The organism is Mesorhizobium sp. M4A.F.Ca.ET.090.04.2.1 (assembly GCF_003999085.1).
In the GTDB taxonomy this organism is placed as follows: domain Bacteria; phylum Pseudomonadota; class Alphaproteobacteria; order Rhizobiales; family Rhizobiaceae; genus Mesorhizobium.
In genome coordinates this window covers 1-13,842 of the sequence record NZ_RZOT01000084.1, presented here as the reverse complement: position 1 = coordinate 13,842, position 13,842 = coordinate 1, and the positions used below count along the sequence as shown (strand labels likewise).

9 protein-coding genes are annotated in these 13,842 nt (G+C 61.0%); 6 read left to right on the top strand and 3 right to left on the bottom strand.

Annotation, left to right across the window (positions count from 1 at the left end):
* The 3 genes from EN781_RS34190 to EN781_RS08745 form a co-directional block, all read left to right on the top strand.
* The coding region (locus tag EN781_RS34190; protein WP_189347416.1) for a hypothetical protein at positions 1-2,474 on the top strand (2,474 nt) is incomplete at its 5' end.
* Positions 2,474-8,539, top strand: a complete 6,066-nt coding sequence (locus EN781_RS08750) for a DEAD/DEAH box helicase (RefSeq protein ID WP_189347414.1) — start codon at positions 2,474-2,476, stop codon at positions 8,537-8,539. The genes EN781_RS34190 and EN781_RS08750, both read left to right, overlap by 1 nt.
* 136 nt (positions 8,540-8,675) lie before the next feature.
* Complete coding sequence (locus EN781_RS08745) at positions 8,676-9,209, top strand: very short patch repair endonuclease (protein WP_091595102.1); 534 nt, start codon at positions 8,676-8,678, stop codon at positions 9,207-9,209.
* Here EN781_RS08745 and EN781_RS34185 read toward each other — a convergent pair.
* Positions 9,160-9,402, bottom strand: a complete 243-nt coding sequence (locus EN781_RS34185; RefSeq protein WP_189375197.1) for an HNH endonuclease signature motif containing protein — start codon at positions 9,400-9,402, stop codon at positions 9,160-9,162. The two genes, EN781_RS08745 and EN781_RS34185, sit on opposite strands and share 50 nt — an antisense overlap.
* Positions 9,403-9,699: 297 nt before the next feature.
* On the bottom strand, positions 9,700-10,092 hold the full coding sequence (locus EN781_RS08740) for a hypothetical protein (protein ID WP_126034260.1): 393 nt from the start codon (positions 10,090-10,092) through the stop codon (positions 9,700-9,702).
* 156 nt (positions 10,093-10,248) lie between these two features.
* Here EN781_RS08740 and EN781_RS08735 point away from each other — a divergent pair, with 156 nt between their 5' ends.
* Complete coding sequence (locus tag EN781_RS08735; protein WP_245492568.1) at positions 10,249-11,280, top strand: DUF262 domain-containing protein; 1,032 nt, start codon at positions 10,249-10,251, stop codon at positions 11,278-11,280.
* Complete coding sequence (locus tag EN781_RS08730) at positions 11,270-11,938, top strand: hypothetical protein (RefSeq protein ID WP_091595094.1); 669 nt, start codon at positions 11,270-11,272, stop codon at positions 11,936-11,938. The genes EN781_RS08735 and EN781_RS08730 overlap by 11 nt, the downstream gene beginning before the upstream one ends.
* Here the strand turns inward: EN781_RS08730 and EN781_RS08725 are convergent.
* Complete coding sequence (locus EN781_RS08725) at positions 11,935-13,089, bottom strand: DNA cytosine methyltransferase (protein ID WP_126034261.1); 1,155 nt, start codon at positions 13,087-13,089, stop codon at positions 11,935-11,937. The two genes, EN781_RS08730 and EN781_RS08725, sit on opposite strands and share 4 nt — an antisense overlap.
* Positions 13,090-13,645: 556 nt before the next feature.
* Here EN781_RS08725 and EN781_RS08720 point away from each other — a divergent pair.
* The coding region (locus EN781_RS08720) for a hypothetical protein (RefSeq protein WP_145965465.1) at positions 13,646-13,842 on the top strand (197 nt) is incomplete at its 3' end.

The window sequence follows — 13,842 nt, the reverse complement described above, 5'->3', positions numbered from 1 at the left end:
CCGCCGAAGGGTGGGCGCCGCGGGCCGAACTCACCTTGTCAGGTGAACTCGACGTGGTCCGAACATCTCCCCAATTGCAGGCAGCGATGGAAGGTGCCACTCGGCTGCGCATCTTTCCGCGGGGTGATCTGCCGGGTTTGAACCGGCCCATCGCCGTGCTGGAACAGGTGGAATCAGACGAGGCGACAGCGTGGGAGTCCCGTCCGCTGGTCAAGGCGTTCGAAGTTCCCGCTCGCCTGAACCAGGCAATTAGGTTGGCGGCAGTTGCAGGGGAGACCTTAGTCGAAGAGTTCACCGCGTTTGCCGGCGAGCCGGTAGACGCGCCTGTCCTCCTCTTCCAGCCAGATCCTGGCGTCGATTTTGAGAACGCGCTTGAACTAAGATTCATTGGCAGTTCGCCCTTTCGAAGCACTCGGCCATGGCTGGCTATGGCTGTAACGCAGGAGGCTCGTTCAGCACTGAAGTTCGAACACCCTCCTTCTGACTTGGGAGACTGCATCCTCGATGGACGCTGTCTTCTGGCCTTCGTCGGGCAAGCTTCGCTCGACCTTGGTGATGGGCGTCTCACGTGGCGTAGCGCGGCCGAGCGCGAGGATACGAAGCGACTGATCCTCACAGGAGAGACTCTACGGCGGGTGCGCGAGACGGTGTTCCTAGGGACGCCAAAGGCTTGGCTTTCGGATGGTCAGCATCACACGCTGGTTTCGTCGGAAGACCTAATTTGGCGGTCGTTGGGGAGAGGCTCGTGGCGTTCTTCGAACAAACACGCGCCCCTGGGCAGGGTCGAGATCGCAATGAGGCGGGGCGGTGAACTGGTCGCTTGGACCTGCGCCGACGTTGCGCCGCGTGAATTGGTGCTATCGGGAGAACCGCGAACCCACTCGTTGAAAATCGAGAATCTGCTCGGGGCCAGCGTTGCGGCGAAGGGCGGTCAGATCCTTCCGATCTCCAGGAATGGTGATGACGCGCGCGTCGATCTTCGACTCCACACCCCAGGCGCGATGCTACACGTGGCGCTGCGATGGGACACCCAACTCGACCTAACGCTCGCTGATCCGATTGCCGAGCCGCTCCTGTTGACCCCGGACATGCGGCCCGCCGTAAGCCGGGCCCAGATTTCGATCGATCGACTGCATGGGTTCCGCCTGTTGGCGCCTGGCGGTCGCGACCTATGGCTGGTGGTTCGGCAGGGCGCAGGACAGCCCGTGCAGGCCACGCGTCGTATCGACGGTCTCGTCCCGCTATCGGCCTTTCAAGACGAATTGCGGGATCTCCTTGGTAGCTTTCCGGACCTCGATGCGGAGGTGCGCCTGAGCTGGGCCGGTCGAGGTGACCACTTCGCCGAGATCGCCTGGTACGACGAAGACCAGCCGCTGGTGGCCGAGAAAGGCATTTCGCCGTTCTCGGGCCTTTCGAGTATCCTTGGTTGGAATCTGGATGCGCTAGCGCTGACGCAGCCTACCGCGAAACTCTCCAACAACCTTCCACGCCTTTCCTTGCAGGAATTGCAGACGCGACTCCTGCAAGAGCTCGGTCCGGGCCCCTGGCTGATCTTCGGGCGAACCAATGACGGGACCTCGCTCAGACCGAAGGTGGTCGCCCAACCACCGGGCGACGACGATCGTGGAAGTGCGCTTCGTCTGGCCTTCAGGATCGCACGACGTGACGCCCGGGACGATGCATTTGCTACAGTGTTAAAGCACCCGGAAGCCTTGAACCGCGCTGATCTCCGCCTCTTGGTCGATCTGAGCGTGGCCGCGCGGGATCGCAACGTGCCCGTGCCGGCGATCGATGCCCTGCGGTCACTTTGCCGTGCCCCCCAGGCGGCTCCGTGGATCCTGTCGACCTGCGACACTCTTGAGGAGCGCGACGCCGTGATCCGGCTACAAAGTGAGTTACCCTTCCTCTGGTGCGCAACGGAAGTCGAGCACTGGGTGTCTGCGTTTCGAACGAGAATTGACGAGTTGGAGCGCCGCCTGGAACGGTTGGAACTACCGACTGCCGACGCAGGGCGCAATGTGGCGGCCGCCCTCGGCCAAATCGCTGATCTGGAGCCCGGGCTAGCGACTCATGCGTGGATCACCTTCCTATTGGTCGCGCCACGAGCAGATTTGGAACCCGGCCTCATCGGAAGGCTATGCCGGCGTCCGAAGGAAACGCTTCGGGAACTCGCCGAAGCGTTCGTGACTCGTCAGAGTGAGCATCGCGAGCCACCGACCGGATTGCATCTCGCGGGGCTCCTGCCAGAGCGACGCGAGCTTTGGGAGCGGTACGACCCAGCCTTCGCGGATTTGATCGCTGCTCCCCTAGTGGCGGCGCGAATGGCGGCCGGCAAACTCCATCAAAACCCGCAGGTTGTCGGACGATGTCGGGCCGCTTGGCTCCACGACCGTCAGCTCTTCGAGAGCGCTCTCGCCGTCGCCCTTGGACGCGAGACTATAGACCCCGGCACCACCCAACGAATGGACCTGTGATGGAAATCGAGAGGCTTCTGGCGCGGCTGCCACGCGATGCTGCAGATGCGATTGTCGGTATGGCTCGACTCCGTTCAGTCGATCTCAATCGGCATCTGCGTGAGGGCTTGGGTGCGCGCGCTGGTCAGCCTAACTCGGCCCTCTCCGAACCGTTTGTCGAAGGCGCTTATCCCTGGTTGCCGTTAGAGGGCGGTTGGGGCGGATTGCCGGCTGGCCTTTTGCACCCAAGAACGCTCGAAGTTCTGCGTGAAGTCGCATACCCGCCCTACACCCACCAGGTGGACGCTTGGAAGCAGCTTTGCGGCGAACGCGCCGCTTCGGTGATCGTGTCGAGCGGCACAGGCTCAGGGAAGACAGAATGCTTTTTGACACCGATTTTGGATGGGCTGGTTCGATCCTCCGATAGCGGTGCAAAACCGCTCGAAGGAGTGCGCGCGCTGATGCTCTATCCGCTCAACGCACTTATCGCCAGCCAGGAGGAGCGGCTGTCAAAGTGGTTCGCCCCCTTCGGCGGAGCGCTGCGCTACTGCCTCTACAATGGCGACACGCCGGAGAGTGTGCGGAGCACCGCCGCGCGTGGGGAACCCTGGAAGGTCGCTGATAGGACGACACTCAGGCGCTCGCCTCCGCCGGTTCTTGTCACCAACGTTACCATGCTGGAGTACATGCTGATCCGGCAGAAGGACGCACCGATCCTGCGGGCGTCACAAGGTACGCTTGACTTCGTGGTACTGGACGAAGCGCACTCATATGTCGGCGCCCAGGCGGCCGAAATTGCTCTCCTACTACGCCGCGTCGCGCTTGCTTTCGGTCGCAAACCCGAAGAGCTCCGATACGTCGCGACCTCAGCGACGATCGGCGGCCCGGACGCCGCCGAGCTACGATCCTTCCTTCGAGATCTGTCAGGCGCACCAGAGCAAAATATTCACGTGGTAAGAGGTGTTAGGGCGTCGCTACCGGCCTCTCCTGCCCTCAATAGCAATCTCATCGAACTTGACGAGATAGCGGGCATGGAACCGCTCCAGGCCGGTGAGATCTTCGCTAAGTCTGCACCGCTAAGGGTCCTGAGGGAGCAGTTCAGAGCCGGCGCCATCGTAGGCTGGAGCGGCTGGAGCGCGCAGGCGCGCCAGATCGGCGGCGCGGACGTAGACCCGAGGCGCCTGCTTGTCGAAGCGTCAAGGGCGAAGGACCCACATTCCGATCCGGCGCTGGCCAGCGCTGGCGGAGACTCAATCCTGCCGGTCCGCCTACACCTCTTCCACCGGACGCTTTCCGGTCTCTGGGCCTGCGTGAACCCGACCTGTCCCGGGCGGCCCGCCGCATCTGAAGCAGCCGACTGGCACTTCGGCGCCGTCTTCCTCGAATCGCGAGAGCATTGCTCACACTGCGGATCGCTCGTGCTCGAATGGGCCTATTGCATTCAATGCGGCGATGGTGCGCTCAAGGCTGAAGAAACTGCCGACGGATCGCATCTTGTGGCCTGGACAGGCGGCACAGGGGACGGTGAGTTCGAGCAAACGCTCGATCGCGACGAAACCTTCGGCGCCGAAGACGACACACAAGACGATGCGCCGCTGACCACATCCCCGGTCGTGAACCGCCGATATTTAGGGGCGCGCGGGGCACGGCCGTCTCCGATAATCCGCTTCGAGCCAAAAACCGGTGCGATCGTCGAGACCGTGGACGGCGCGGGGTTACCAACGACCGCGAGCCGCCACGTAGGTGAGTGTCCATGTTGCGGCTGGGCACCCAAGAAGGTGGACCTCGAGGCCGGCGTGCTTCGATCGCTCGTCGCGGGTGCGCCCTACTTGATGTCTCAGATCACCCCTGGACTCGTCGGGCACCTATCGCCAAAACCTGACGCTGACGAGCCCTTGCCGCTCGACGGCCGGCAACTGATTACCTTCACCGATGCGCGGCAGGGCACGGCCCGACACGCGGCGAACTTGCAGGTGGCATCGGAGCGCGGCTTCGTCCGAAGCTTTCTCTACCACTTTGTGCAGGATCGTCCCGTGCGGGACGACCAGGCCATCGCCGCGATCGAGGCTAAGCTCAAGCGACTGGCCTCCGACGAGCAGGACGGGATCACTCTCAGCCTCATGGCTGACCTTCGGTTGGCGCGAATCAGGCTCGAAGGGGTCGCCACCCCGAAGGCCTGGCGCCAACTTGTCGATCGACTCGCCGCTGAGCCCACAATCAACCGCTTTCTCTCGAATCTCTGGGTCGAGCGCGAAGAGACTTTCTCCGACCCAGCGCGGCTCGCTGAATTCATGCTATATCGGGAGATCATGCGACGGCCCGTCCGCGCCAACAGCGCTGAGACATTGGGCCTTTTGCGCTTGACCATTCCCGGCCTGGACGAGCCCAACGTGGTCGTTCCGGCTTCCGCAACGCGCTTAGGGTTGAATGCAGACGACTGGCGCGACCTCGTGCGCCTTCTCCTTACGCATTTTGTCCGAACTAACGTCATCCTGGATTTCGACGCTAAACGTTGGATGCGTTGGATTGACCGCCGCCAGAGCCACGTGGAAATGGTACCTTTCGAGCCTGCGCTTCCCTCAAGCCGATACGTCCGCTTCTGGCCACACCCCTACGGTCCAAGACCTTCTCGCGTGGTTCGGATGCTTGTCCAGGCGCTTGGTCTCGATCGCGATGATCCAAGCGTTCGGGATGACTTGAACGAACTTCTGCGGGCAGCATGGTCGACGTTGCAAAGGTTCATGACGGTCAGTCCGAATGGCTTCCGGCTACGGCTCGGCGACATGAATGTCACGCCGATCGAAAGGGCCTTCTGGTGCCCCAACACTCGACGTCTGGTGGACACGACCTTCCGCGGACTAAGCCCATACGACAAGCTCGGTGTGCACCCGAAAGCCGAAGCCGTCGACATGCCGACCCTGCCGTTTCCATGGCGCCGTGATGCCCACGGAGGTCGCGTCTCCGATTCAATTCTCGACGACTGGCTAGCGACCGATGAACGTGTCTCGCTCCTGAGGGCCAAGGGGGCCTGGGGCGATCAGCAGGATCGCGCGGCGAGGTTCTCGCCGTGGCTGCGCGCGGCGGAGCACTCCGCTCAGCAACCGAGTTTCCTGCTCCGCGACTACGAAAACGCCTTCAAATCTGGAAAAGTCAACGTCCTTGGATGCTCGACCACCATGGAGATGGGCGTTGACATTGGAAGCATCGAGGCGGTTCTAAACACCAATGCGCCACCGGCGATCGCTAATTACCGGCAGCGTGTCGGCCGGGCGGGACGGGCGCGTCAGCCGATCGCTCTTGGCCTGACGATTTGCAAGGATCGACCGCTCGACCGACTCGCGTTCGCAGATCCCGGCGCCTTCCTGGCGCGAGAAGCGCCCGCGCCGGTGGTCAGTCTCGAAAGCCCAACCATCGCTCGACGTCACGCCCACGCCCTTCTTCTTGCGCGCTTTCTGGCCACTCAGGGCGCCGAACTTCACAAACTGACGAATGGCGCCTTTTTCGGCCTCGGACTCAGCGCAGAAGTCCTGAATAACTTGCCTTGGCGTCGCTTCCTAGCATGGCTCGACGCCGCCGCTGCAGGTCTCAAGACGATGACATCGGATCTTGAGGAGGTGTTGCGCGGGACCCCCGTGCGACCAGACCCCGACCTCTTCGAAGGTGTCCGGGATACGATCGAGCGCATTCAGTCGGATTTGAGCGCGGAATGGGACGCACTAAGGGGCGATGAGCCGGATGCCGAAACCTCTGTGGTATCCAAGGCGCGGGACTTCCAACGTCGGAGGCTCCAGGGAAATTACCTTTTGGGTGAACTCGCCGGTCGCGGATTCCTACCGTCATATGGCTTCCCGAGCGACGTGGTGTCCTTCGTGACGGAGACTGGGGTCGAGCGACACAAGCGAGAGGACTCTGGCGAGAACCGCTTTAGTTCTCGAGGATACCCATCCCGACAACGCGACATCGCCATATTCGAGTATGCGCCTGGGCGGAGCTTGGTGGTGGACGGTGTCGTGCGAGAGTCCGCGGGCGTCACGCTGAATTGGAAACGCCCCGCCGATAAGGCCGGTGTGCGGGAGGTGCAAAGCCTTCGTCAGATGCGCCATTGTCAGTCCTGCGGCGCGTTACTGTCGGCGCCATCCGCCGTGTCTCCCGGCGCCTGCCCCGATTGCGGCAGCTCTGACTTCAAGATCATGCGATTCCTCGCTCCAGCCGGTTTTGCCGTCGACGCGCGCTACGAAGTTCATGATGACCCCTCGGACACCGGGACTTCAATGCTCGTCGACCCCTGGGTCTCGGCGCGCACTCTGGCTTGGCGCGCTCTCCCGGACCCAAACGTCGGGCGCCTCCGGACCGGCTCGGACGGTCTGGTCTTCTGGTTCAATCCAGGTCCGCACGGCCATGGGTTCGAGGTCTGCCTGCACTGTGGCCGCGCGGAAGCCGAACACCAAGCGGATGGCACCGGGTCCCTCGCGGGGCACCGTCCACTTCGCGGAGGCCCCCGTGCGGCCGACGAACGCACCTGCACAGGCGCGCCGGAGATCAACCCCTATGCCGTGGCGCGCCATCTACGACTCGGTCACGAAATTCGAACCGACGTCTGCGAAATACAACTCTACGACTGCGCCAGCCGTGAAGTGGCGCTGACGGTGGCTTTGGCGATCAGAGAAGCGGCCGCGCGTCGCCTCGGCGTGGATGCTGACGAGATGGGCTTTGCGGCGCCTCCCGCCATCCATCCTGCCGGCCAGCGCAATTGGACCGCTGCTGTCTTCGACCGGGCGAGCGGAGGCGCCGGCTTCTCTGCCACGATAGCTCGTGATCCCATCGGCATACTTAACGAGGCTAGAGACTTGCTGGACTGCAGCAAGTTGGGCCGTTGTGGCGATCCCGATGCAGTATTCGCCTGCCCTCGCTGCGTGCTCTCGGTTGATAGCCAACATGCGGTCGAAGGCACCGACCGGAGGGCAGCGCATTCCCTACTCACCGCCATTGGACGCAGTCTGGACCTTCCCAAGCGCTTCCGACTGTTCGGACCTGCCACCGAATATGAATCCGCACCTCTCCCCCAAGCACTCTCCGACCGCCTTGGGGACGATGCGTCGAATACACTGGTCGTGTTCATGTCAGGGCCTCCTGCAGAGTGGGAATTGGAGACTTGGCAAATGGCGCCCGTTCTGGAACGCTGGGGCGCTCGCGGGCGCGGGGTGCAGATCGCAGTCGACGCGAGCGCGCTGACCGCTACCGATGCCGTCACGCGTCGGAACGTGGTACTATGGGCTCAGCGCGCACGCGTCGACATCGTAGCGCGAAACGAAGTCGACAACGACGCCTGGCTGGCGGGTGTGGTCTCGACACGTGGGCTAACCGCTTGGGCATCATCGTCTGCATCCGCGAAGGCCGTGGGTATTGGTTGGGGCTCTGTCTCCGATGCTCCGGTGGTACGAGGTGCAACGGCGCTTGCCGCGCCGCGGGAGCGGCTAGATGTATCCGCCCTGCTCTCGGCCGGCGGCAGTGAGGCCATTTTCGAGATTGCTGATGAGCTCGACGGACCAGCCGCGGGTTTCGGTGCCCGGCTCAGGGCGCTGTTGCGCGCGCGCTCGACGGAATTAGCGCAGGTATTCTCTGCCCCGTGTTTGGAGATTCGCTATTCGGACAAGTACCTGTTCAATCCGCTGTCCATCCGTCTCCTGACGGAAGTGGTCGCCGCCTTCAGCGACTATGACACCAACGTCAAAGTGCAGACTCTCGCCGCCAAGACCGGCGGTGGGGCTCGTACAGGACCGTGGTTGCATAGGGATTGGGCCGACCTAGTTACGCGTACGGCGGTTATGGAGCAATCGCTTGTCGAGGTGGTGCCGAAAGTGCAGGTGTCACAAGTCCAATCCGCGCCGCACCGCCGTCGCCTTGAATTTCGAACGCCGCGTGGCTCTGGCACGATCTTCTTTGATCAGGGAATGGGCTCATGGCGAGTTACCGACGAACACCACGATCATGCTAGCTCAATCTCTGAGCAGGTGACGAGCCTTAAACGACCGTTCTCAGTTCTCAACGGTCTAGATGGGACGTTCCTTGCGGTGAGACTTGACTGAGAGTCGACTCCTCAAGGAATGCACGGTTCAGCGTGAATGGCGCGTCCGGCCAACTTTGGCGCCTGAAGGCAGCTGTTTTTGCGACGTTCGCCTATAGCGTCGCAGGCGGCTGCATCCCTAATGAGCACTGAGAACCATGACCTGTGACCATATAGACAACGACGATTATCCCGTTAGTTCACAGCGCAGCAGGATAATGCGTTCGGTACGGCAAAAGGACACGTCGCCCGAGATGAAAGTGCGATCGGCTCTTCATGCCGCCGGTCTGCGATACCGCCTTCATGTTAAGGGCCTCCCGGGAACGCCGGATCTCGTTTTTCCCCGGCGAAAGGTCGTGGTATTCGTTCATGGCTGTTTCTGGCATCGCCATCCGGGCTGCCATCTCGCGACCACGCCAAAGTCCAGGGTCGCGTTCTGGACGGAGAAGTTTAGGCGCAATCGGGAGCGTGACGCCGCTGCTGCGGGCGCACTTCGTTCGCGGGGCTGGGCTGTCGTGGAGGTGTGGGAATGCGAGATAAAGCGTAACGACTACCTGGAGCCGCTCCTACAAATATTGCGACTGGCGATAGATGCGCGGATGAGCCAACCACACCGCCTTCATCGAAGCTTTAACGCTAGTCTCAGACGGAAAACTTCCGAATCCGGAACGCGAGGTGCGGAGGGAGGATGAATTCGAATTCGTCGCCAAGGTGCAGCACCGTGGTGACCTCGAAGTGAAGCTGGCGATGGTGATTTGGACAGACCGTAATGACGTTTTGCGGCCCCAGCACATCAACGCTGAGTGTCGATACCTGCACCACGTGGTGAGCTTCGACATACGGCATACCATCCGGTTTGAAGAACGTGGCCCAAGCCTGACCCAAGACGTCGCAGCCCTGACACCTGGTTGTTCGTTAGCTTCACCATTGCTCCGATCGGCCCGCGTTCCACGTATCGGCTAATCCGGTGCTTGATGATCGGAGTAGCATCGCGCGTCAAATCCCACACCGCTTTGCGTATTTCGGGGTTTTGCAGGTCGGGTGCGCTTGCGAGTAGGGGCAGCTGATCAACGTTCGTACTAAAGTCGACAAGTGAGTCGATGAAGGCTTGTGCGGTGGCGGTACCGCCCCGCAACGCCGGTTCTAGTCTCGGAAGAGAAGGGCGGATGTCGAAAGATACCGCTAGTCGTAACTTTTATTGCCGGTGCCGGCAGATCGACGTTCCGACCTTCCGATCGTTGAAACGCTCCGGTGGATCTGCAATCTGAGTTCGCCGATATCGGAAACGTCGGATAGACGAATGGGATAGTCGGCCGTCTCCAATTTAACTCGACGGTCGTTCGGGTCGAGGTCGGCGAGGGCCTTACTGTCGACCCACGCCCCCTCAAGATTGCCACCGAGCACCGCGAGGCGGGCTAAGATGGTTTCAAGGGTCGCGATATAGTCCGGGTTGTAGGCGGGCTTGCCTCGGGAGACGCCGCCATTCGAGTGAAGCACGATGTCGACCCCGATGGCCGTTTCTTCGACCTCGAACTCTGCGTCCAGTATCTGACCATCCTCACCGAAAGCCGTCAAGACATTTTCCTCACGGCGCCGAGTGTTGGGCGAGCGACGCAGGGTTCCGATTCTCTGCCTCGCTAGCGATCATGCCAAGAATCTGACATCTATGCATCTTGTCGGGACCAAAACCTTATGTCGAACCTTTTACTGCAGTTGGCAGACCCGGACGAAGTGGCTGCGATCGTCGATGATGTGCGCCGGGAGGCTCGGTACGTTGTTACGGACTTTTCCGTCGAACTGGTGGTTTCGAAATTTCGCGATGAGGCCGAGACGGAAGGGGACATCTACGTTCCGGAGTATCAGCGAAGCCTCGCTTGGAACGAGGAGCAAAGCTCCTATTTCATCGAGAGCCTCATCCTCAGGGTCCCAGTTCCTCCGGTATTCCTCTATGACGTCGAGGGGCGCTTGGAGATCGTTGACGGCTCGCAACGGATCCGAAGCCTAGTACGATATTTGCGGGATGGGTTCGCGCTGAGAGGTCTCGAGAAGCTAGACATACTGAACGGATATCATTTCGCCGATTTGCCGCCCTCGGTGCAGCGGCGTCTCAACAACACGCCAATACGTTCGTTCGTCTTGGACCAGGGAACCGACGAAAGCACCCGTGTTGAGCTGTTCAGGCGCCTCAACACATCAGGAAAGCGACTTGAAGACGCCGAAATACGGAAAGGCGTTTACCGCGGTGCCTTCCTCGATCTGGTGATTGAAAGGGCTGCATCAGACCTCTTTAAGAGCTTGACGCCCCATATGGCCAAGGGCGTCGACGCTCGCAGCGAGCGTCAAGAGCTAGTCACGCGCTTTTTCATCTACTGCGACCGCTACCTGGCGTTCCGCCACGATGTCAGGAAATTCCTCGACTCCAACATGGACAAGCTGAACAAGTCCACTGACGAAGCGCGGCTCTCGGAGATGGGCGCCGAATTCGAGCGGACAATGCAGTTTATCCGCATGTACTATCCGAAGGCCTTCTATCGGCCGGATGGAGGGAAACGCGTTCCTCGTGTCCGCTTCGAAGCCATTGCCGTTGGAACGGCGCTCGCCTTACGGAGCGATCCGGCCTTAAGGCCGCCATCGGATGCATGGCTGCGGTCGAAGCAGTTCGAGGAGCTGGTGCGGACGGACGCCAGCAACAGTGCTCCGAAGCTCCGGGGGCGTATCGAATACGTCCGCGACAGCCTGCTCGGCCGTCCGTATGAGCGTTGAGGGACGCTTTCGCGTCCGCGCGCAGGACGTGTCCGAGTACCTAAAGTCTCTGCAGTCGCTGGAGCGTGTTTACAACATACCCGGCCGCAGTTTCTACCGCGCAACGGCGGCGATCACGGCGTCCCGCGCCTCCGCCTTCATCATGATGTACAACTGCATAGAGTTCGGTTCCCGAGAGGCGTTGGTAGGGCTGCGACAGGAGATCCTGGCAGGCGGTGGCGGCTTTATGGCTCTGAAAGACTACTGGCAGGAAGAGATAGCCCGAGCTCACTTCCGCGACCGGCTCACCCAGGGCGCCAACCACGACAGCCTCATCCGCGACGTGGCCAGGTTCGCGCCTGGGGTCGTGGACTGGAAATCAGACCTGCGCCGTCTGCCGTTTTCCGGAAATGTCGACAACGAGGAATTGCTACGCTTCGTCGCGCGGATCGAAAGCCGATGGCGACCACCGCGATCTTGCCTCGGCGGTTCCGACCTGGTCCTTATAAGACAGATGCGCAACACACTTGCTCATGGCGCCGAGACGTTCGAGACCGTCGGTTCCCAATTCAGCACTCAGGACATTACCGAGAAGTTTCGACGGACAAGGATCTTCATGGTCTCGCTCATTAAGGGGCTTGAGCGCTACAAGACAAGGCAGCACTACCGCCGCGTTTAGGCGGGTACTTCTTCGAGACCGCAGTGGGTCGCCAGTGCTCGCGCGAAGTCTTGGTTCTTAGTTAGCCCACTCTTCATGTAGCGGCGAAGAAATCCCTCGGCGGCGCGGACGGATAATGTCTGTGCATCGTTCAAGCCAAAGCTCGCGATCGAGACGCGGCGTTCGTCTGCCGGTCCTTCACCCGCCCCAGGTATGTAGCGTGAAGTCTGCTTAGGGCCACCCCACGCCGCGTTGTGCTGGGAAAGCGTCTCGGTACCGTGTTCCTGATAGGCAAGGCTGTGGGCTTCCGAGGCCACCAGACGTTGTCCGACCCAGGTCGCCACAGGCACGCTCACAGCGTTGCCAACAAGGCGCCAGCGCCCGCGCTCGCCCTTATTGGTGTCGCGGGCAGCCGCCGTCCAGCCAGCGGGGAAACCTTGAAGGCGTTCCGCATCCTCGATGCCAGGCGTCTGAAACAGTCCAGTTTCCACCGTCCAAATAGCAGGCGGTGAAGGTATGCTTAGGCCGGAGCCCCCTTTTAGGGGTGGTACTGCATCAGGGGTCCAACCCACGCCACGATTGCCCTCAGTCCAGTAAAATCCGATGTTGGCCGCCCAATCGCTTGCGGGCGCTACGCGGTCGATACCGTCGAAGAGGAGGTTTCCGGGGTCACCCTCCAACATGCCGACGATGAAAATGCGCCGGCGTCGATGCGGAAGCCCAAATTCCCGAGTGTCCAGCACGCGGTACGCCCAGCGGTAGCCGCGTTCGGCTAGCTCGGCGGTAACGTACCGTACTGCCTTGCCCTTCTGCAGATTTAGGGAGAACGCAACGTTTTCGAGAACTATAGTATTCGGCTTCTTCGGTGTAGCGTCGAGCAACCTGAACACGTGCGACACCAGCCCGGACTGGCTGCCGTCCAAACCAGCCATCCGTCCAGCTTGACTGAGATCCTGGCAAGGCCAGCCACCGACAAGGGCGTCGCACTTGGGGAGACGAGGCATGGCCGTGACATCGTCGACAAGACTGATCTCCGGAAAGCGGCTTCGCAAGACGGCCTGTGCCGCAGAATCCTTTTCGCACATCAGGGACGTCTTTAGGCCCGCTTTGGCGAAACCCACCTCGAATCCACCAATTCCCGAAAATAGGCTTGCGACGGTCTGATTCGACATGAGATTCTCCGAATCCCTTATCAGTTAACAGAGATCCGTTTCAAACTCGAGAAAATAAATCGCAGCTTGGCTAGCGCCAAGCTGGCCAATATGGCTCGATCGCCCATCTGCGCAGGCAGGGCGAAGGTCGTGTTTCAGGAAAGTCGGGGAATTCACTCAGAGTTCAAGGTAGAACTTTCTAGCCGGTTGGCCCGAAAGCAGGCCTGTTGAAGCGTCTGCTTCGGGTCACGTCACGAAGATACTCGCACCGAATTGAAGGTCCGTTATGGAAGATCCGAGGCCCGAAGCTTCCAGTCCGCTATCGGCCCCAAGAATGACGGGCTGCAATGCGCCATATCGGTCGTATAAAGTGCCCCCATCCGTTCCCGAAAGCCGTCGTCTGTTACCTGGCTCGTGAGCTGCCGGCAGTCTATCCGAGGTTTCGTTACAATTGTCGGCGGACATCTCGAACATCGTTGCAATTGACGCACACGGATATCTATTAGATGGCGGTAAATCGGACGGTAGCCGCTATTCTCGAGACGGCGGATTCTGCCATTGAGGGGGATGTACCGGCATGCGACTCATCCAGAACAAGGCGTCCGATGATCATCGGACCGCTGTCGCCCATGTTTTGGAGGGCGCTGAGCAGATCAGCATCGCCGTCGCCTTCCTAAAAGAGGGTGGCGCACGGATCATCGGGCTGCTCCTAGAGGCACGCCTGAAGCAGGGCGCTAAAATTGAAGCTTTCCTCGGTACTGATTTCTACATCAC